21 protein-coding genes and 1 pseudogene are annotated in these 17924 nt (G+C 47.0%); 15 read left to right on the top strand and 7 right to left on the bottom strand.

Features of this window, described 5'->3' with window-relative positions; all coding sequences use genetic code 11:
- Nucleotides 1-109: 109 nt before the first annotated feature.
- The 3 genes from NDI52_RS32405 to NDI52_RS32395 are packed head-to-tail and all read right to left on the bottom strand — an operon-like array spanning nt 110 to nt 2984.
- A complete protein-coding gene (locus tag NDI52_RS32405; RefSeq protein WP_190771393.1) occupies nt 110-475 on the bottom strand; it encodes a hypothetical protein in 366 nt (121 codons plus the stop codon).
- A gap of 19 nt (nt 476-494) precedes the next feature.
- Entirely contained in the window at nt 495-2633 is a 2139-nt protein-coding gene (mobF, locus tag NDI52_RS32400; RefSeq protein ID WP_190771392.1) for a MobF family relaxase, read from the bottom strand.
- Nucleotides 2634-2984, bottom strand: a complete 351-nt coding sequence (locus tag NDI52_RS32395) for a hypothetical protein (protein ID WP_190771391.1) — start codon at nt 2982-2984, stop codon at nt 2634-2636.
- Nucleotides 2985-3386: 402 nt separating this feature from the next.
- Between NDI52_RS32395 and NDI52_RS32390 the strand changes: the two genes are divergently transcribed.
- From NDI52_RS32390 to NDI52_RS32345, 10 genes and pseudogenes are all read left to right on the top strand, one after another.
- On the top strand, nt 3387-4532 hold the full coding sequence (locus tag NDI52_RS32390; RefSeq protein WP_190771390.1) for a ParM/StbA family protein: 1146 nt from the start codon (nt 3387-3389) through the stop codon (nt 4530-4532).
- A gap of 6 nt (nt 4533-4538) precedes the next feature.
- Nucleotides 4539-4988, top strand: a complete 450-nt coding sequence (locus tag NDI52_RS32385) for a hypothetical protein (RefSeq protein WP_190771389.1) — start codon at nt 4539-4541, stop codon at nt 4986-4988.
- A 98-nt stretch (nt 4989-5086) separates the two neighbouring features.
- The gene (locus NDI52_RS32380) at nt 5087-5821 is read left to right on the top strand and encodes a response regulator transcription factor (protein WP_199330817.1); all 735 of its coding nucleotides are present in this window, start codon (nt 5087-5089) and stop codon (nt 5819-5821) included.
- Nucleotides 5814-6830: a HAMP domain-containing sensor histidine kinase gene (locus NDI52_RS32375; protein WP_190771388.1), complete on the top strand. Its 1017-nt coding sequence runs from the start codon at nt 5814-5816 to the stop codon at nt 6828-6830. The genes NDI52_RS32380 and NDI52_RS32375 overlap by 8 nt, the downstream gene beginning before the upstream one ends.
- A 142-nt stretch (nt 6831-6972) precedes the next feature.
- Entirely contained in the window at nt 6973-7113 is a 141-nt protein-coding gene (locus NDI52_RS32370; protein ID WP_348257007.1) for a hypothetical protein, read from the top strand.
- Nucleotides 7114-7471: 358 nt separating this feature from the next.
- Nucleotides 7472-7843 carry a hypothetical protein gene (locus NDI52_RS32365; RefSeq protein ID WP_199330816.1) on the top strand — a complete coding sequence of 124 codons (372 nt, stop codon included), beginning with the start codon at nt 7472-7474 and terminating at the stop codon, nt 7841-7843.
- The gene (locus tag NDI52_RS32360; protein ID WP_199330815.1) at nt 7762-8151 is read left to right on the top strand and encodes a tyrosine-type recombinase/integrase; all 390 of its coding nucleotides are present in this window, start codon (nt 7762-7764) and stop codon (nt 8149-8151) included. Before NDI52_RS32365 ends, NDI52_RS32360 begins: the two co-directional genes overlap by 82 nt.
- Nucleotides 8152-8327: 176 nt before the next feature.
- Entirely contained in the window at nt 8328-8912 is a 585-nt protein-coding gene (locus NDI52_RS32355) for a hypothetical protein (RefSeq protein ID WP_190771387.1), read from the top strand.
- Nucleotides 8913-9011: 99 nt separating this feature from the next.
- The gene (locus tag NDI52_RS32350; protein ID WP_190771386.1) at nt 9012-9170 is read left to right on the top strand and encodes a hypothetical protein; all 159 of its coding nucleotides are present in this window, start codon (nt 9012-9014) and stop codon (nt 9168-9170) included.
- A gap of 222 nt (nt 9171-9392) precedes the next feature.
- A pseudogene (locus tag NDI52_RS32345) lies at nt 9393-11401 on the top strand (NACHT domain-containing NTPase).
- A 16-nt stretch (nt 11402-11417) separates the two neighbouring features.
- Here the strand turns inward: NDI52_RS32345 and NDI52_RS32340 are convergent.
- From NDI52_RS32340 to NDI52_RS32330, 3 genes are all read right to left on the bottom strand, one after another.
- Nucleotides 11418-12275 carry a fatty acid desaturase gene (locus NDI52_RS32340; protein WP_190771384.1) on the bottom strand — a complete coding sequence of 286 codons (858 nt, stop codon included), beginning with the start codon at nt 12273-12275 and terminating at the stop codon, nt 11418-11420.
- Nucleotides 12276-12358: 83 nt separating this feature from the next.
- On the bottom strand, nt 12359-13213 hold the full coding sequence (locus NDI52_RS32335; protein ID WP_190771383.1) for a fatty acid desaturase: 855 nt from the start codon (nt 13211-13213) through the stop codon (nt 12359-12361).
- A complete protein-coding gene (locus tag NDI52_RS32330; protein WP_190771382.1) occupies nt 13188-13397 on the bottom strand; it encodes a hypothetical protein in 210 nt (69 codons plus the stop codon). The genes NDI52_RS32335 and NDI52_RS32330 overlap by 26 nt, the downstream gene beginning before the upstream one ends.
- Nucleotides 13398-13633: 236 nt before the next feature.
- Here NDI52_RS32330 and NDI52_RS32325 point away from each other — a divergent pair, with 236 nt between their 5' ends.
- The 5 genes from NDI52_RS32325 (at nt 13634) to NDI52_RS32305 (ending at nt 15974) form a co-directional block, all read left to right on the top strand.
- Nucleotides 13634-13912, top strand: coding sequence for a hypothetical protein (locus tag NDI52_RS32325; protein ID WP_190771381.1), 279 nt, complete (start codon nt 13634-13636; stop codon nt 13910-13912).
- 21 nt (nt 13913-13933) lie between these two features.
- A complete protein-coding gene (locus NDI52_RS32320; protein WP_190771380.1) occupies nt 13934-14248 on the top strand; it encodes a DUF1830 domain-containing protein in 315 nt (104 codons plus the stop codon).
- Between the two features lie 9 nt (nt 14249-14257).
- Nucleotides 14258-15175, top strand: a complete 918-nt coding sequence (cruF, locus tag NDI52_RS32315; protein ID WP_190771379.1) for a gamma-carotene 1'-hydroxylase CruF — start codon at nt 14258-14260, stop codon at nt 15173-15175.
- A 22-nt stretch (nt 15176-15197) separates the two neighbouring features.
- Complete coding sequence (locus NDI52_RS32310) at nt 15198-15407, top strand: hypothetical protein (protein ID WP_190771378.1); 210 nt, start codon at nt 15198-15200, stop codon at nt 15405-15407.
- 156 nt (nt 15408-15563) lie between these two features.
- Nucleotides 15564-15974, top strand: coding sequence for a hypothetical protein (locus NDI52_RS32305; RefSeq protein ID WP_190771377.1), 411 nt, complete (start codon nt 15564-15566; stop codon nt 15972-15974).
- A 251-nt stretch (nt 15975-16225) separates the two neighbouring features.
- Here NDI52_RS32305 and NDI52_RS32300 read toward each other — a convergent pair whose 3' ends face one another.
- The gene (locus NDI52_RS32300) at nt 16226-17746 is read right to left on the bottom strand and encodes an IS66 family transposase (protein ID WP_190771376.1); all 1521 of its coding nucleotides are present in this window, start codon (nt 17744-17746) and stop codon (nt 16226-16228) included.
- Between the last annotated feature and the right edge of the window lie 178 nt (nt 17747-17924).

Here is a 17924-nt window from a genome sequence, read left to right as displayed (position 1 = left end):
GCTCATCCCGCAGGCCATAACGGCGCACCATAGTAACATCTCCCTCTTTGGCTTCAAAAACTCAGATTTTTGATTCTAAGCCGACAGAGGGGCTAATTGATGACACGCCCTAGATACGCGATTGTTTTTCAGCTTGCAATTTATGAAATAGATGCAATTGATTTTGATTGAGCCATTTATTGAAGCGGTTGCAATTACTGCAGCACAGTCGTGGATGTGGAAGATCGCTTTTTTGTTCAGCTTTCAAGTTTTTTGATCCACAGTATTTACAGTGAAGAATGCCGCGCCATTGACTGGCAGCTTCTGCTTTGAGTTGAATTGCTTGGTTTGAATTCAGGGCATCCGCTACGGCTTGTATGGCTGCTTCTTTGGAGCGAGTGTAGCCGCTAAAGTTGGGAGGTAGATCGGGATTGCTGAGCCAAGCCGCCCAGAAAAACCGAGACCCGGATTTGTCGATGGAAAAACAAGGGTTCATAGTAACTCCAGTGGTGTTGTTACAGTTCAAGTTGCTTTTGAGGCGGGACGCTACTTTGCTGATAGATAGCCTCTCTAACGGTGCTATTGATGTAATCGAGCGCTGCTTGATTGGTTTGCTGGCGCGCTATCTGCTGAATGCGTTCGTTGTACATTAAGGTCAGCCCTGCTTCTTTGGCAGCTTCCTGTTCCCCCATCCCTTCTTCTTTCGCCCATTGCCAGACTTGCATAGCTACCAGGCGAACGCGCTGTTCTGGGTCGTGAATATGTGGGGGTGCAAAATGGGCATAAAGGTTGTGATAATGCTCGCGTTCGGCCTGTTGGCGGGCTTGCTGCCGATTCTGGAAATCCTGCAAATCTTCCGTGTTCACATTGGCATAATCGACATGCCATTGCTCTATTTCTTGTTGGTAGTAAGCCTGGACGATAATGGCCTGATCTGCTTTGCGTCCAATCGTAAGTTCCTGGTTTGCTGAATTCCACGTTGCCCAGTAGTTGTTATTTTGTATGGATTCTTCTCCAATCCGCTCAATTGCCTCAACGACGTAATTAATTAGAAAGTCTGCTCGTTGGCTTTGTTCGTTGTCAGGTTGGTGTTCTTGAGCCTCAACTCGGTGTTGTTGAGTTTGAGATGGATCTTTTGAAGCAGACTCATCTGCCAGAGATGAAGGCCCAGGAAACTCAGGAGTGCGATCGCCAACGCTACCCATATCGAGATGAATGGTCGCTTCAGTAGGTTGGTCGGATTCTCGATGGTTACTAATCTCTCCTCCAGTTCGTTGAAGTTCTGGTTTAGCTGTTTCACTACCTGCTCGAAGCGAATGCCTGGCTGTGGATTGAGCTTCGATAGTTTTTTCTCCAAGGTCTGCACGGTGGAGGTCAGCTGCAGAATCTTCTGTTGTAGGTTGGTCACTTCCGTATGAAGATGCCCAAGTTCTTGCAGGATTTCTTGCTTTGCGTTTGATTGTGCTGGTTTTAAGGAATTCGTGGAATTGTTCGAGGGCGGAGGGGTTGTAGGGGTACTGGATGCCGGAGTTACTTTGTTGGCTTGAGTTTTGAGTTTGTGAGTCGTTTTGAGGTGGTCGAACATAGTTGTTGCTGTAGGTGTCGAGGAGTTCCAGTAAAGCTGGATCAGCTAATGCATCACTGACGGAGGTGATGCTGTACTTTCCTACATCGGAGAAAACTTGCATGAAAATGTCTTCCTGAGTAAAAGGTTTCTTGCGTTCAGCGCATTCAACAATCGCTGCTTCAACGGCTCCAAGCGTGTCTAATTCGGGTGGCAAATAGTCGGTAATTGGCTGTGGGTGAACAATTTGAAGTGCCTCTGCTTGGCTTTGCCAGTGAGCGCATAATTCTTCCCGTGGAATTGCCTGACCTTTAGGAGCACGGGTTCTCAGTGCTGCCCATTCCTTTTGTCTGCTCGAAGCGTTTTCCCCCACTGCTGATTTAATTTGCTGGGATCGCTTAGAAAAATGAGTCAATACCTCTGGTTGGTATCCGGCAATTTCCCACAATCCACCTTCGTATCGCTCAATCGGATAGCCTAACTTTTGCACTTCAATGGCCAGTTCGTTCCGGTAGATCAGTCCAACAAAGAGTTTGTGCTGGTAAAGGGCCTGGTTATCGAGGCTCTGCCAGCGTCCGTCTGGCCTCTGCGTGAAGTTAAATATGAGGCAATGAGTGTGAATTTGTGGATCCAGAGCACGGCTGACATCATGCAGGAACTGAGCGATCGTGAGATTGCCTGTACATACCTTGAGCCGTTTGCCAGATTGAGAAATGCGAGTTTGAGCACAGCGCTCTTCCAGAATGTTCAAAGTGGCATTGACTGCCTTTTTATGGCATTTGATCAAACGATCATCTCCACCAATCAAAACCCGTAGAGAAAATGTTTTAGGCGGGCTCAACGTTATATCAGTACCGCCTCTTTGTTTGCCGGTGGCTTTCTGTCGCCTGTGAAGAGATTGCCCCTCAGGGGTGAAAGCATGAAGAAGCTGTTGGAAAATATCAGCTTGAATATTTCCTTCCAAGCCAAGCTTGGCTGCTCCTTTTCCAAACCACTGTGAATTTTGAATTTCTCCTTGAGGCGACCCGTAATTGTCTTTGGAGTAATAGTGTGCTGCTTGATCTGCGCCAACTGCTGTGATCGATTCCATCTATGAACCAATCTGATGAAGTGAGTTCGGTAGATACTCTGCCTTGACCTGCTCTAAACTTTCCTTCAGTTTTTGCACCCGCACAAATTTATCGTGTTGTTCATCTTCGTCTTCTGCAAACTGGATATAAATTTCTTCAATCAAGAATGAGAGTGCATCAAGCTTGGCATCGAGGTAGCGCAGGTGCTGTTGTGTCTGATGTATTTCTTCCTTGAAGTTGCGCAGGTTTTTCCACTCTTCCAGGCGGTCTCGCAGAAGTTGTGGCACGCTAGTTCTGCGTTTTTGGGCTTCCTGTGTGATCTCCAGATGCATTTCCGGAGAGAATGCCACGTGATAGCTACGGTCTGGCATAGGTTTTGGTCTCTTCATGTCGGTGTATATGGTGGTACTGCTGTCGCTATTTGGCCCCTTTAGGGCGTTGGGTGTGAAAGAAATAGCGAATCCCAAAATTTGGAAGAAATTGCCTGTGAATGACGCTGTACTTAGACCTTAAATTCACTCTAAACACCTGATGTGGCAGAGATAAGGCAACACTTGCCTTATCTCTGCCACATCGATCCAGTAGGCTGCAATTAAATCAGTGAAGTGCTTACGTGGCAATGGATTTAGCCGTCCTGCCAGAGATTCCCTCAATTTGTTGAAACTTGCAGTTTCTGCCCAACGTTGAGGTTCAAATTCGCCCCATTATGGCTAACAGTTGCCGACTGTTACCACTACGACTGAAACCCTTGTAAGATAGGCCTTTGAATCATTATGAACTACGCTCTTTTCGACACATTTTTAGTGATGATCGTGATTGATTTAGGATCCTCACTCCTGAAGATTGTCTTCACGGGTTGTGAGGGTCATCCAGAGGCGATCGCCCTTGATCCACAATTAGTTTCTGATGTCAGTGCCCAGCAAATCTCATCCCGTATGGATGAATATGGCAACGATGCTTTACGCTCCGCCTGGGTGGAAGTGGAGGGCCAAACTTACGCGGCTGGTGAGTTCGCTATAGACCTTTCAGGCCGCCAGTATCATGAGCTAGGAAAATGGCAAGATCTGCTCCCGCGTGTTCTCATCATCCTGGGTTTAATTTCTCATCGGCTTCAGCGCACAGAAGGTTTTCAAGCTCAGATTGCGCTTTGTATGCCTCGTGATGAAGTCAAGCCACCGGATCGAGAATCCCGAATTTCTGCGATTATAGCGGCGGCCCAGCACTTTCAATTTCGAGGCCAAATGCTGGAGTGTGAGATTGATATCAAAGTTGTCACTGAAGGTGCAGGTCTCTTTGCCACACAAGCCGTTAATTTGGAGCGTCAGGGAGTGAACCCATCATCCGCCACTATTCCTGTGCTGATGGGAGGTGAGCGGAACACTTCGCTGCTGGTTTATCGCTCTGGTAAAATTAATCCCTCTTTATCCAGTTCTGATGGAAATGGGTTTTATAAGTTTGCTGATCAGGTGCGGAAGTCTGCCGGGGTACCCATTGGATTATCAGAGCTTATTCGAGCGATCGCTCAAGGTCAGCATAAGCTACGAATTGCAGGCAACGAGCGGATTGACATTGCTGATTTTGTAACCGATGTGCTGGAAGGATACACCAGTGCAATTCGTAAATATCTGAAGGCAAAACTTCCATCTGAAGATATTTACTTAATTGCAGGGGGTGGGGCAGTGTCGTTGATTTGGAATCAGCTAGATCCCTGGTTTTCCGCTCTAGAAATTCCTGCCACATACATTGGCACCATTATGGAACAGGAACTGAAACACCTCCTGTCCCAGCATCCCTCTGAATTTGATCTCATCCGTAGCCCTGGTTTATTGATTCGCTTTGCTGATGCATTAGGGATCTATAAATCGATGGCGGCCCGTCAACCGCAAAAGCCAATCAAGAAAATTACAGCAGCGAGGTAAACTGCAATGCCACGTCGTAAACAATCGGCTCGCCCGAAAGCAGCCAAAGGAACAGCTGCGAATCAACGAATTGAATTTTCCTATCACCCGCATTGTGATACGCCGGAAGGCGAAGTTTATCTTTATCTGCTCCGCAATCCGCTGTGGAGCTCAGATCATGGAAAATCAATGGCGAATGAATCTGTGGTAAGTCGTTTTCTACCCTATGCACGTCAGCAGAAGCGACCTGAATTGGCAAAACCAACGGCACAGCACTGCATTCGCCAATTTCTTCGATATATTGACGAGCTATGTCGTGACTTCGAGTTGGAGCATCCGTTGGCGATCGCCACTGCGATCCAATCCTCCGGATTGGTTAACTCAGTACCTGTTTTGCCTGAAATCCCAATATCCCCTGCACCAAGCTCATCTTTAGAGCAGGAATACGGTAAATATGACCTATTTGAGGATGAATAACTACTACTCCTAGCGTATACATTCTCTTGATGATGATATGTACGCTATGAGTAGCACATATAAATGTGGAGCAGTATGAAGCAATAGGCGGAGATTTAATGATGGCAGCGATTTTAGTAATTGAAGACGAGCAAAATATTGCCAAATTGATTAAGCGTTGTCTGGAAGAAAGCGAGGGGCATCGCTGCCATTTAGCTCCAACTGGAAGAAATGGGCTAGAGCTATTTGAGCAGGTCGCTCCGGATGCGGTTGTTTTAGATCTAATGTTACCTGACATTAACGGACGGGAGGTCTGTGAGCGAATCCGGGAGTCTAGCTTTCGCCGAGCCAAGCTACCCCCAGCAATCGTAATGCTCAGTGCAAAAGATAGCCCAGCAGATCGAGCGATAGGCTATGACGTAGGAGCCAATGTTTATCTGTGCAAACCCTTTGAGCCCCAGGAATTAGCTGCTTGTCTACGAGCACAGCTCCGCCAGAGGCGGCACCTTTTCGAGAGAGAACAATCCAAAGTGATTAGTACACCTCACTTCCAAATAGACCCTGAGCAACGGGTCGCGCGAATGCGTTGCTCATTTACACAAGTTTGGCATCCCTTAGATCTCTCTAGCCTAGAGTTAAATTTGCTCACAACCTTGGCTAGCCGCAGTAACCGCGTTTGGAGCCGATCTCAGTTGATCGATCAGGTTTGGGATTTAGGTAGCGGGGTTAGTGAAAGAAGTGTAGATTCTGTCATTAAGCGCCTCAGAGCAAAAATTTTTCCTGAAGGCGATCGCTTCATCAGAACAATCCCTGGCGTAGGTTATAAATTTGAGGATGTTGCTGAACATGATTAGCATAAGCCGTTGGTGCCGCCAGCTTAGTTTGCCAATTCAGCTTCTGGTCTCACATTTGTTAGCCATGCTACTTGGTGCGGGACTGGTGCTCCTTTCCATTCAACTCTATCACGCTCACTTTGGAGAAATGCTCGAGCTACTATTAGCAGGTCTGTTAAGTGTCGGGTTCATGAGCGTTTCTGCTGGGCGAATTATTGTACAGCCACTGGTGAAGCTAGAAAAAGCTATGCAGGCGGTTGTAAGTGGAGATTGGTTAGTCCGTATAGACGTAGCAACAACGCCCGAGTTGCATCGACTCAGCCTAAACTTTAATCATCTAGCAAAAAGCTTGCAACAAATCGAGGAGCAGCGGCAGGGCCTTATTGATGAGCTAGTCCATGAGATCCGGAGCCCCATCACTACAATTTACGGCAATTTGAAGCTCCTCCAGCAAGATTATGCAGAACTGATAGATGATGAATCGTTGTCTCAAATGTTGGAGGAGTGCCAGCGATTAAATCGGTTAGCTACTGACACTCGCATTGTATTATCTTCACGGCTTTGCTACTTACCAATACAGTTGCAACCGATAGACGTACGACCTATTTTGAAACAGTCTATTATGCTGGCTAATGGAGCCAAAGCAACAGTGCAGATAGAATTAAAGTGTCCGGAAAAATTGCCGAGAGTTTATGCTGATCCCGATCGTGTCAAACAAATCCTGATCAATCTCATTAATAATGCGATTTCTTATACTCCTCAGGGATCGGTAACGGTTCAAGTATGGGATGAACCAAACCGCCTTTGGATCGCCGTGCTTGACACTGGGATAGGAATTTCTACAGATGAACTATCCCAGATATTCAAATGTTCTTGGCGTTCTGACCGCGCTCATTACCTTGAACCAGAGGGATACGGAATTGGGCTATCTTTGGTAAAGCGATTAGTAGAGCTTCAATCGGGCCAAATTAGAGTAGAAAGTCAGTTGGGTAAAGGCAGTAAATTTTATTTTTCACTCCAATTAGCATAATTTCTGCTTTCCATCTGGAAGAAATACGTGCTGAAACTGCTCCGTTTCTCCATTGCATTGTTCCGATGTGGTTCTGCCATCTATCGGTGAGATGCTTACAGGAACAAATAACGTTACTGCAGGCTACCTCTTAGGCTTTTGATTGTCTACAAATGAATATATGGAATGGGTTGGTTTACCAGGAGTAGTTGTGGGTGGCGCAACTACTCTGCCCGATTTTCATTCTGGCGATCGCCATCCCGATGGCAGTCACTGCGATCGTGGTCAAGTGCAGCTTGTTTAATGCCTACTTAGAACCTTGAGTAGTTGCTCCGCGCGGCAACTATTCAACAGAAGAATGAGGGTTTCAGCATCCAAAAGCGCCTGAAATAGAGGGGTGTACTAGTCAATTTGGAGTAGTACTTAGTCCACGGTTTAGCCCGTTCTGTACTATAAGGGGTGATGAGGTTGGCTAGGCGAGTCCTCGACTAAACAGAAAAGCTGCCAGTCTTTTGCTCAAAAACCTTTCATCAATAAGTTTTTCTTAAGTTCTCCTAATTTAAGAATTCGGCTCGACGGTGTAATAGGCATTTGAGGTTGATACATTAAGTTATTCGTATTTCCTAATGTAGAATTGGCTGAACATCCGTACTGCTCGGCCTGTGAAAATCAACCGCCACGACCAAGCCAAGATCTTGTCATCGCAGGAGATCACTTGGCTGTTGGACGGAAAACTGGGGTTGGTTTCAGATCTGAAGCTATTTCGGCTGCTGGTTTGTTCCAGGGGAGTGAAAGGGATGGAGGCGATCGCCTCCTTGTCGTTGCTCTCTTATATAGAAGGATTGCCGACCGATCGCGATCGCGCCTTGTTTGGTATCTGCCTCTACACGACTGCGCGGGTCAATGAGGCATGTTCACTGCACGCGGCTGATGTGTATGGAACAGATAGCGGGTGCGCGATCGCATTACCTTTCGGCGGGCAACAACCAAAGGGAAACAGGAGACGCGATCTGTTCCGGTATCGCTGGAGTTGAGGCAATTACTGGAGGGGTATCGAAGCGATCGTCCCTACTTGTTTCCAGGGCGGTGGGGTAGAGGACATATTTGCCCGGAATCTGCCGATGCCATTTTACGGGCAGCCTTTAAGCGGTTGGGGATTGAAGGAGCTAGCACTCACAGCTTCCGTCGCACGGCAATCACTTGGATGCACAACGAACGAGTGCCGATCAAGCATATTCAGTCGATTTCTGGACATAGGAGCCTATCGGCGTTGCAGCGATATATTGATGTGACGGAGAAGGATAAGGAGATGGCGATCGCCTCGCTGAATTTTCGCTCGTAATGTTTTCCGGTGTCACTCTGGCAAAAAAGTCACCCGGATTGCATAAGGGAAACGCTTATTGGATAGCAGCTGATTACGATTGATCCTTGCTCTTGGAGTCCGGATGTCGGAAAACTGCCTACCTGCCTTCACCTCAGCGATAATGCTGAAGACAGCACAGGCACTCCGGGAAGCGTATGGCGTACAGTGACTTCACCCTGCAAAAACTCAAGAAGGACTTTGGCTTACAGGTCGATGAGCAGCGCGATCTGTTTGCAGCAGTCGAGCCTGTTGCGGGTAGTAACCTGTTGAACGATACGCTGCAAGAGACTGTGCAGTTGGCGATCGCGATCAATACCGAGAAGGCGCAATCGGAGATGATTATTACCCCTGTGTTGCTAGAAGTGCGGTGGCAGGCGAAGGGGCAGGTAAGCCTGTTTTCAGGCACAGAATTTAATGTGGATGAGACGAAAGGGCTGGTCGGCTACTGCGATTACACTCTCAGCTGCTCGAAGGAGCAACTCACCATCAATGCGCCTGTCATTCTCATTACGGAAGCCAAAAACGAAAACATTAAAGCTGGCTTGGGGCAGTGTATTGCAGGTATGGTTGCCGCGCAGCAGTTTAACCAGTGGGAAGGACAGGCGATTGACGCAATCTACGGAGCTGTAACCACTGGCGAAATCTGGAAATTCCTGAAACTTATTGAAACCGTAGTTAGAGGTGTTCTCTATTCCATCACTGCTAATTGGTTTTACTCGTTTACTGGAGTTGATGAGTAATTTCCCAGGAGCTATTCCATCTTCTCCCAGAGATGCTCCTACTCTATTCTCTCTGGTTAATGTGATAAAAGAGCGATAACTAGAAGGACAGGAGATCAGATGGCTCAATACTGGGTCGATGTGATGGAGTCGATTGGTCTGGGAGGAAATGCCCAGTGCGTGCGATTCCACCCGAATCAAGGACAACCTGTGATGCTAACTGAATTTGGTGGCATTGCCTGTACCCGCTCTGATGATACGGCAGCAGAGAGAGCTTGAGGATACGCTCGCTCCGCCGATGCTTTAGGTTTGCAGGCTCAGTATGATGTTAAATCCCTGCTTTCCCTATACGTTGAAGTTCTTGATAGAACTTATAGAAAAATTTCCCAAAGTCATCAGATTTCAGTCCTATGGTTGATTATTAGTGCAAAAGAAAACTATAAGTTCATAAAGGTGGGCAACTGTATAAGTTGTTAAGATGAAAATCAGGAGTTTGATCTCATGGTCAAGCGATCGCTCCGAGCATCATTTCCTGGGATTCAACAAGCAAAAAGTGCCTTTGCTTGTAAGGGGTGGACTCAAGAAAACCTGGCAGGGGAAGTAGGGTTAAAAACGCGCCAATCGGTCTGGCGTTTTTTTACGGGACAGCCTGTTGAGCGGCAGGTTTTTCAAGAGCTTTGCTTGATTCTGGATTTAGACTGGCGTGAAATTGCGATCGATCCTCCCGCAGAATTTCCTGAACCCGGAGAGGTTGCCACTGATCCAGTTACAGACATCGATACTTTGGTACAACAAGTGCGAGCACAGCGTCAGCACAAAATCCAAGCCCAATGCGGCACCTTGCAGTTGTTGAACATCAGCCGTCCAGTCAAGATTGACGACCTTTACATCCATGTCAATATCTCAGAAGAAATTCCGAGCCAGCAGTGGTTGGAGTTGGCGGATCTACAACGCTTTACGCCTCAAGCGTGCGATCGCTCTAGTTTAGGAGCCGTATCTCAGACTCAAATGGTAGGCGTGAAAGCCGTCGAAATCTACTCAAAGCTGCGAGTGTTGGGCAAACCAGGGACAGGTAAGACCACTTTCTTGCAACATCTAGCGATCCAGTGCAACCAAGGTAGCTTTGCAGCGAATCGAGTTCCAATTTTTGTCAGCTTGCGGGATTTTGCCAATGAATCTAGAGCAGCAGGTGAGGTGAGCTTACTCAGCTATATTTTTGAGGAGTTTCGCACTTCAGGTATTTCAAATCTATCTATGCTAGAAACTCTACTGCAAGAAGGCAGAGTGTTGCTGTTGCTAGATGGACTAGATGAGGTGCTTGCTCAAGACTGTAAGGCAGTTGTCAATGAGATTCGCCGACTTTCTGAAAAGTATCAAAAAAATTTGTTTGTCGTGACTTGCCGCACAACGGCTAACATCTTTAACCTTAGACGCTTCACAGATGTGGAGATGGCTCCATTTGGGCAAGACCAAATTGTGGAGTTTGCTCAAAAGTGGTTTACAGTCCTGAAGAAGACCACATTTCAAGCGGGTCAAGAACAAGCCGTTCAGTTTGTCCAGCAGCTAGGCTTGTCTGAAAACATCCCCTTTCGTAGACTCGCTGTCACGCCGCTATTTCTCCACCTTGCCTGCTGGGTTTTCCATCATCAGGGCAAATTCCCCAGTAAACGGGCGGAGTTTTATAAGCAATGTTTAGAGCTTTTGCTCAGCAAATGGGATGAAACGAAAGGCATTGAGCGAGACGAGATGTATCACGGCTTTTTATTGCCCCAAAAGCTCAAGCTGTTAAGTCAAGTTGCGACAGTCACGTTTGAGCAAGGGAATTACTTTTTTGAACGGCAGGCTATTGAACACCACATTGGGGACTACATCCGTAGTTTACCTAATGCTGCAATTGAGCAGAGGAGTTGCAATTAGACAGTGAAGAGATACTCAAGGCGATCGAGCTACAGCATGGACTGTTAGCAGAACGGGTACAGGGAATTTTCTCTTTTGGTGATCAGATATTTCAAGAATATTTTACGGCTCGAAAGATCGTCGCTAATTACAATCTACAAGCATCCGATCGCGCGCTGGAGAAGCTAGTCAGCCACGTCACTGAACCCCGCTGGCGAGAAATCTTTTTGTTGACGGTTGCCATGCTGCGAAGTGCAGATTCTCTCGTGCAGATGATGAAGCAAGAGATCGATGCGATCGTGGCACAAGATCCATACCTGCAAAAATTTCTAACTTGGGCAAGTCACCAATCTCTTGCTGAGTCTCCTCAGCTCGCTGCCATCCAGCATCACAGCACTCAGTCTAACTGGAACTTCAGCGCAGAACAGCAAGAGATCTTGCAACGATACTATGATGCCAATCAATTATTGCTCGATTGCCTTAACAGCAACAGTGAAGTAACGGCAGCCGTGCGGCAGGAGATTGAAGCCGCGTTGTTATTGCCTCAAAAAGAACTTGAGGAATGGGAATGGGGCGGAGAGACACGGAACGATCGCACAGCCTCGGTAAATTGAGTGGTGCGTTCCACGTCTACTGAGTTGTTTCTGCTGGCAGGGGAGGCATCACTACTTTTTGGGCTAACCCTAGTATTTTCAGACTTTGAATTGCCCACCATGTAATATCTACTTGCCACCACTTCCAGCCCGCCTTTGCCACCTTTGGGTAAGCGTGATGGTTGTTATGCCACCCTTCACCAAAGGTCAGAAGTGCTGCCCACCAGAGATTGCGCGATCCGTCTTCCGTTTCAAACGTTCGATTGCCAATCAAATGCGTGGCAGAGTTGATTAACCAGGTCGAGTGCCAGAGCAGTACCACTCGCACAAACACTCCGTAGACAACAAATGACCAGCCTCCCAGCGCATACAGCAGTAGTCCTAGCGGCAGTTGCAGCAGTAGAAAGTAGCGATCGAGCCAGGTGTAAAACGGGTCACGTGCTAAGTCAGGCGCATATTTACGATAGGTTTCGGTCGCAAAGAATTCAGCGCGGGGATACATAATCCAAAGCATGTGACTCCACCAAAATCCCCGTTGAGCGGAGTAGGGGTCTTTATCAACATCTTCGGTAAAGGCATGATGCAAGCGATGCCCAGCCACCCAAAAAATAGGACCACCTTGAAGAGCGAACGCACCTAGAACTGCAAACGTGTATTCTAGTACCTTGGGAACTTGAAGGCTGCGATGGGTTAGTAATCGGTGATACCCCAAACAAATACCAATGCTACCAAAAAGCCAATGAAGCGCGATCGTCATTCCCAGAGCTGACCAAGAGAAAAACCAGGGCGCAAGCAGCGCTAGAGCATGAACAGTACTGAAAAAGGCAACATTTCTCCAGCTTAATATAAGCGGTTGCTCGCCTGTCGGGGCAGAGCTTAAGGATTGAACAGTCACAACTTCTCCTTAGAAATTCTTTAAAAATCGTTTGGATGTAATGTAAAAGTAATGCGCTGTGCTGCTTGAGGCGAATGGGCAACTCAGCAGGCAATTAGCAACAGGGTGAACAGCGGCGACGTTGTAGCGAGACGAAGAACCAAGGGGTTTCCAATGTCTGTTTTGATTGGTTGCCTTGGCAGTTGAGGCTGGCGAACGGCAGGCAGGTGATACCAAGGGAGAGAAGGATACTCATGATGCTCCCAGTGGTATCCAAAGTGATAGCAGGTTAAGAACGACCAGAACAGCGGATAGTTGCTGCTGATTGCCCGATGAGAATTTTCAGCGTTGCCCGATTTAGTAGAGTCAACGTTAGAGCGATGAGGCAGATAAGTGCCAAAGAAAAACAGCTGCATTGAGCTAAGGGAGATCGGCAGCACCCAAAACAAAATCAGGTTGGCAACAGAAACATGAAATCCAAATTGAAGGGTGTGGAATACAGTTCCCATCCCCAAAAGTAGAACAATCTTTTGCCTACCGTCCAAGTATCCCTGCATAAACTTCAGATACCAGGAAAAAACATTGCGGTGAATGCCATCGTGAAAGTCAGGATCGCTGACTTGACCCGGATTCCGGTGATGCTGCCAGTGGTTGAGAGAAAGTTTCTGATAGGACAAGAATGCGTATAGTGTGACTGACAATTGCCCAATTCTATTGTTTAACTGGCGATCGCTTGGAATTAAAGATCCGTGTATCGCGTCATGAGCCACAATAAACAATCCAGTCTGAATGAATGTTCGCCCTAAAATAGCAGGCAAAATCCACTGTGGTGTGAACTGAACAATATTGGTGCACAAGAATGCTAGGCTACCAAGCCAGAGACCTACGATAACTGATGCAACTAAAAGCCCGGTTGACAGCTTTGATTTTGGATTAGGCTGCACACAAATCTGCCTCATTGAGCAATACTATCGTTTCTGCGCCCACCCTGCCAAAAACAGGCTCCATCCCCAATGGCATCTCGACAAGATATGCCCAAGTTCCATCATTAGGTTTGTAGCTTCGCACAATTCCCTCTCCACCGACAAAGCTAACCCATTGCATTGAACGAAATAAGGGTCGCTTGATCAAGGTCGTAGTCATCAGTCAGGCTCTCCAATTTCTTGTTTGATGCTTTCTACTAAAACAGAAAGCATCAGATATGTTTTGTATCTTCTTGGATAAAGAAGTCAAACACCACCTGTGACTTTTGAATGGTTTAGCGGCATTTGTATAACTTATACACAAGTAAAACATTCGCTCAGACATGATCTCGAACTGCGAAGCATCATACTTATTTTTGTAGAAATAAGAGGACATCAACGAGTACATCCGAGATCATGGAAAATACCTTGTTTAACCGTACGTTTGGAGACAGTGATGGCAACATTGTGATTGCTCAGAAGCCAAATCTACCGATTTTGGTCTGCCTTGCAGCAACTCTACTCGCATCCTTGCTTACAAGTGGCAACATCCATAGAGGGCTAGATGCCCTGGCTTTTGGTTCCTTGTCCACATGGGCATGGCAAGAACTGTTTCAAGGCATTAACTATTTTCGGCGATCGCTCGGTTTGATTGTGCTGCTCGGTGCGATCGCATCAACACTTCAATGGTCATAACGCTCTACAAAACTCATCACCATGACTCAAATTCTGGATAGCCTGCCTGCTGACTGTGCAAACAGCATTCTTTGCTGCTACGTGAATGACACTCACCATCTCAAGATTGCTCGAATCACAAATATTTCAAATTGGTACTTTGAACGTGTTATTTTCCCAGGAGAAAAGCTGTTGTTTGAAGCACTACCAGAGGCTCAGCTAGAGATCCATATGTCAAGGTTTTCTACTGTTGTTCTAGTCGAGGTTACGACTTGCGATCGGTTGGCTGTTAAAGCGGATCCAACTGAGCAACGTTGGATTGTTCAGCAGAATAATTTTTCAGTCCCGATGGTTTAAGGAGTTTCTATGAAACAACTGGTTGCGATCGAGCGTTTTTGTTTGATAGGTCATATTTTGTCCTTAATTTTTGGGCTGGCAGGATTGCTGATGGTGCTGCCCAATCCCAAATTTATTGCTGCTTTGCCAACCACTGGTCAAGCCCTCTTTGGCTGGAGTATGGCAGGCGGTGGGGTGGTTTACATTCTGCTGGGAGCAGTAACAATGGCTCTCTACGCATATCAGCGGCTGGGCTGGCGGAATTGGCTACTCTTTATGCTGCCTGCGGTAGGAATATCCTTGAGCAGTGAACTGTTGGGAACAAGTACTGGCTTCCCATTCGGACATTACGCCTATCTCAATGGTTTAGGCTATAAGATTGCTGGCTTAGTACCCTTCACAATTCCGCTGTCTTGGTTTTATGTCGGCTTATCAACGTATTTGCTGGCATGGGTAGGACTAGAGGCTACAGGGATTAAAGGTTGGATCAAACAGGTGAGTACGATCGCCCTCGGTGCGTTACTCCTCACCGCTTGGGACTTTGTTCTTGATCCGGCGATGAGCCAAACTGCCTATCCTTTCTGGGAGTTCCACGATTCGGGGCAGTTCTTTGGAATGCCCTATCGTAACCTGACAGGTTGGTTAGGCACAGGGGTATTGTTCATGTCTGTAGCAAGCTTTTTTTGGCGCAAGGCAACGATCGCCTTAACTCGATCTCAATTGATGGTGCCGCTAATTATTTACCTGGTGAATTTTGCTTTTGGCGCGGTCATCGTGCTGTATCAGTTAGAGGTTCGTTTTTGGATTCCAACTGCGATCGGGGTGGTGTTGGGTGTGATTCCAGCGGTCACTCTGTGGTGGCTTGCTGAATTCCGTACAGTACCGCATACAGCTAGAGAACCCGTTAGTACCGGATTAGCTGTGGCAGCAGAACGAGAGTTCTTCTAGCTATCTCATCAAGGATGTATCAATGGCAGATATTGTTTCTAAGAAAAAAGCTTTAGTCAAAAGTACTCAGACGAGATCGAAGCAAAAATCCAGTTTTACGAAAACTTCGCTGCAACCTCAAGCGGTTGTTCACCAACTGTTACAAAAACTAGTGTTCCTGGTCAACGCGATCGGGGTCGAGTCATTGTTTTCATTGATGGCTCAAATCTGTTTTATGCCGCTGCAAAGCTAAATACTCAAATTGATTATGTCAAACTGCTTCAGTATTTAGGCGTAGAACAACGGAAGCTGCAATTTGGGACAGCTCAATTAGATTACATAGTTCAGCACCACTAAAGATGACTTTAGGCATGTGTATTTTATTTCAATCAATCACGACTTCTGACAAATGCAGTTAATTAATTTTGACCAACAACACAATCCTGCCAGTGAGCTAGCCAATGAGCAGCGGCAGCCAACCCTTGCATTGGAAGAAGCTCAAGATGAAATTATATTGTTGCGTGAACAGATTAGTTCCCTTCAGCAATATTTGTCTGAGCAGTTACAGCAACAGCAAGTGATAGAACAAGAGCTAGATGAGACTAAGCAGGAGCTGAAACTGATGAACGCAGAAATTCAGCTAATGGTTGAAGCAGAGTGGTTGTTTTTTGAGGAGATAAAGGAATTTATGAGAATGCTTCCGAGCAATGGAAAAATTAGCAGAGAGGCATTGTTGAGATTATTCAGCAAATTCTACAGTGAAATCGATGCTTCTAAAGAATTAGAGCCTGTTAGATTCACTTTGAGTGATAAGAGATAGGCAGTGTAAAAGTATTTGTATTTACTTAATAACCACTTTGTCAAGGAGTCATTCAATGACAAGTATTGCCTCCAAGAAAAAGATTTTAGGAAAAACAACTGAGACAGCATCTCATTCAAAATCAAGGTTTATAGCTACTGTATTGCACGATGACACGCTCAATCGAGAGTGATCAGGATTTTGTGTAAGCGGTCTAAAATCCCCTTAATTCAGGAGACCGCATCATGGCACGAAAGAAAAAAGGTAATCCTTCACGGGGTCGTAGTATCAATCGGTAGTAGGGAAGGTGCAGGTTGCCCCTGCCGAGCAGCCCGGCACGCTTCAACCAGGTAATCGAGCACTGGACGATTTTGAGCGCGCAAGGTTGTCACCACAGTCAGCATTCTTGAGACAAATAAGCTACCCGCCTCGCTCTGCGAACCAAAGCTATTTTTGCGCCATAGGACAGCCGGACGAAGCTCCCGCTCCGCTGCATTATTGGTCGGTTCAATCCCAACAGTGGTGACAAATGTCCACAAGGCAGGTTCAACTTTCAGTAATTGCTGACACGTTCGCACAGTTTTTGCCAACGGTGTTTTCTCATCCTTGGCAATCGCATACCCTGCTCCTTCGCTAAGCAGTGTATGAACCCGTTGTCGAATCGGAGCCACTATCGAAACAAATTCATTCCGAGTCAAGGTACCATCGCGAACTCGATACCAGTGCTCAAACAACAACTTCTGCTGTTCTAATAGGGCTTTGCCCAATTCTCCCGCCACGCCCGTTCGTTCGGCAATACGGGTGAAGTCTCGTTTAAGGTGTGCCCAGCACAGTTGTCGCCCCTCAATCGCTAAAGCGTTATAGCCACTGAAGCGGTCACTGTTAACAATTCCCTTGAAGCCTTCACCCAGCAATTGCTGGCAAACCGCTTGGGAACGTCCTAAAAATACGGCAAAGTAGCTGACCAAGGGAGTCACCATCACCCATAACCAGCCTTTGCGTCCCTGCGGGTTTTTACCATCCCCATTGCCCTGAGCAAAGCTTGTTTCGTCCAAGTGCACATTTTCCTGAGCTTGCACGTACTGATGAGCCTCTTCCACTCCCTGGCGTAGCGCATCCGAACTCTCTTGTCGCAAGCGATTAATGCTACCCACCGAAATCTTGACTCCGAATAACTCATGTAGGAGTTCTTGCACCATGCGATGGGATTGGCGGTACTGCCCACTCAGCACCGCAACATGCGCCGTTACCCTCTCTCCATACCCACTTCCGTTGATGATTCCCTCATCCCAGGCTCGACTATACGCACCGCAGCACTCGCATTGTCGGACATGAAACCGATGCTCGCTCACCTCGGGTTTCACGTTGGGAATTTCGACAATCTGAACTCGATAGGCTTCCCCTTGCGCTTGTCCCCTTAATCGTGCTCCACACGCAACACAGGTATCCGGGTAATGCTCTTGAATACTTTGGCAACTCTCAGGCCCATACAACTCCCGTTCATGTCCCTCATGCCCAGGCTGTGCTCCAACCTTCTTCTTGCTCTTTCCCTTCTTCTCCTTTGCTTTGAACCCTTTGCTAAAATCCTGCGATGGCGGTTTCGATGAATTCTTGCTGTTCTGCTTCAATTGCTCTTTCAGCAACTGATTCTCCTGCCTCAATGCCTCGTACTGCCCCTCTAATTGCTCGATGCGTCCAATCAATTTCACAAGCAACTGCCGCACACTTTCGGGAGTCTTTTCCCAGTCTGCCTGGCTAATCTCGTCTATGGAGTTAGGAGGGTATTTGTCCATTCCGTTAGCCTAACAGCACCTTCCCCTTTTCTCAATTCTCCCTCTCAAACCCCCTGAACGGTTACGAAAAAAGAGACTAACCGCGTGGATGAGATGCTCGATGAGCTGTTGGCAGACTGTCAGACGCCAGAGGATATTCTGGGCGAATCGGGGTTACTCAAACAACTGAGCAAACGAC

It is taken from the genome of Leptolyngbya sp. PL-A3 (assembly GCF_039962325.1).
In the GTDB taxonomy this organism is placed as follows: Bacteria; Cyanobacteriota; Cyanobacteriia; order Elainellales; family Elainellaceae; genus Vacuolonema.
Note: the sequence above shows the minus strand (reverse complement) of the source record. Positions and strands in the feature narration are given on the sequence as shown.

Coding starts and splice junctions, on each gene's coding strand:
- NDI52_RS32310 (WP_190771378.1), top strand. CDS start 15,198: ATGGCAGATATTGTTTCTAAGAAAAAAGCTTTAGTCAAAAGTACTCAG.
- NDI52_RS32300 (WP_190771376.1), bottom strand. CDS start 17,746: ATGGACAAATACCCTCCTAACTCCATAGACGAGATTAGCCAGGCAGAC.
- NDI52_RS32375 (WP_190771388.1), top strand. CDS start 5,814: ATGATTAGCATAAGCCGTTGGTGCCGCCAGCTTAGTTTGCCAATTCAG.
- NDI52_RS32320 (WP_190771380.1), top strand. CDS start 13,934: ATGACTCAAATTCTGGATAGCCTGCCTGCTGACTGTGCAAACAGCATT.
- NDI52_RS32355 (WP_190771387.1), top strand. CDS start 8,328: ATGGCGTACAGTGACTTCACCCTGCAAAAACTCAAGAAGGACTTTGGC.
- NDI52_RS32380 (WP_199330817.1), top strand. CDS start 5,087: ATGATGGCAGCGATTTTAGTAATTGAAGACGAGCAAAATATTGCCAAA.
- NDI52_RS32330 (WP_190771382.1), bottom strand. CDS start 13,397: ATGACTACGACCTTGATCAAGCGACCCTTATTTCGTTCAATGCAATGG.
- NDI52_RS32350 (WP_190771386.1), top strand. CDS start 9,012: ATGGCTCAATACTGGGTCGATGTGATGGAGTCGATTGGTCTGGGAGGA.
- NDI52_RS32335 (WP_190771383.1), bottom strand. CDS start 13,213: ATGAGGCAGATTTGTGTGCAGCCTAATCCAAAATCAAAGCTGTCAACC.
- NDI52_RS32390 (WP_190771390.1), top strand. CDS start 3,387: ATGAACTACGCTCTTTTCGACACATTTTTAGTGATGATCGTGATTGAT.
- mobF (WP_190771392.1), bottom strand. CDS start 2,633: ATGGAATCGATCACAGCAGTTGGCGCAGATCAAGCAGCACACTATTAC.
- NDI52_RS32385 (WP_190771389.1), top strand. CDS start 4,539: ATGCCACGTCGTAAACAATCGGCTCGCCCGAAAGCAGCCAAAGGAACA.
- NDI52_RS32305 (WP_190771377.1), top strand. CDS start 15,564: ATGCAGTTAATTAATTTTGACCAACAACACAATCCTGCCAGTGAGCTA.
- NDI52_RS32325 (WP_190771381.1), top strand. CDS start 13,634: ATGGAAAATACCTTGTTTAACCGTACGTTTGGAGACAGTGATGGCAAC.
- NDI52_RS32395 (WP_190771391.1), bottom strand. CDS start 2,984: ATGCCAGACCGTAGCTATCACGTGGCATTCTCTCCGGAAATGCATCTG.
- NDI52_RS32405 (WP_190771393.1), bottom strand. CDS start 475: ATGAACCCTTGTTTTTCCATCGACAAATCCGGGTCTCGGTTTTTCTGG.
- cruF (WP_190771379.1), top strand. CDS start 14,258: ATGAAACAACTGGTTGCGATCGAGCGTTTTTGTTTGATAGGTCATATT.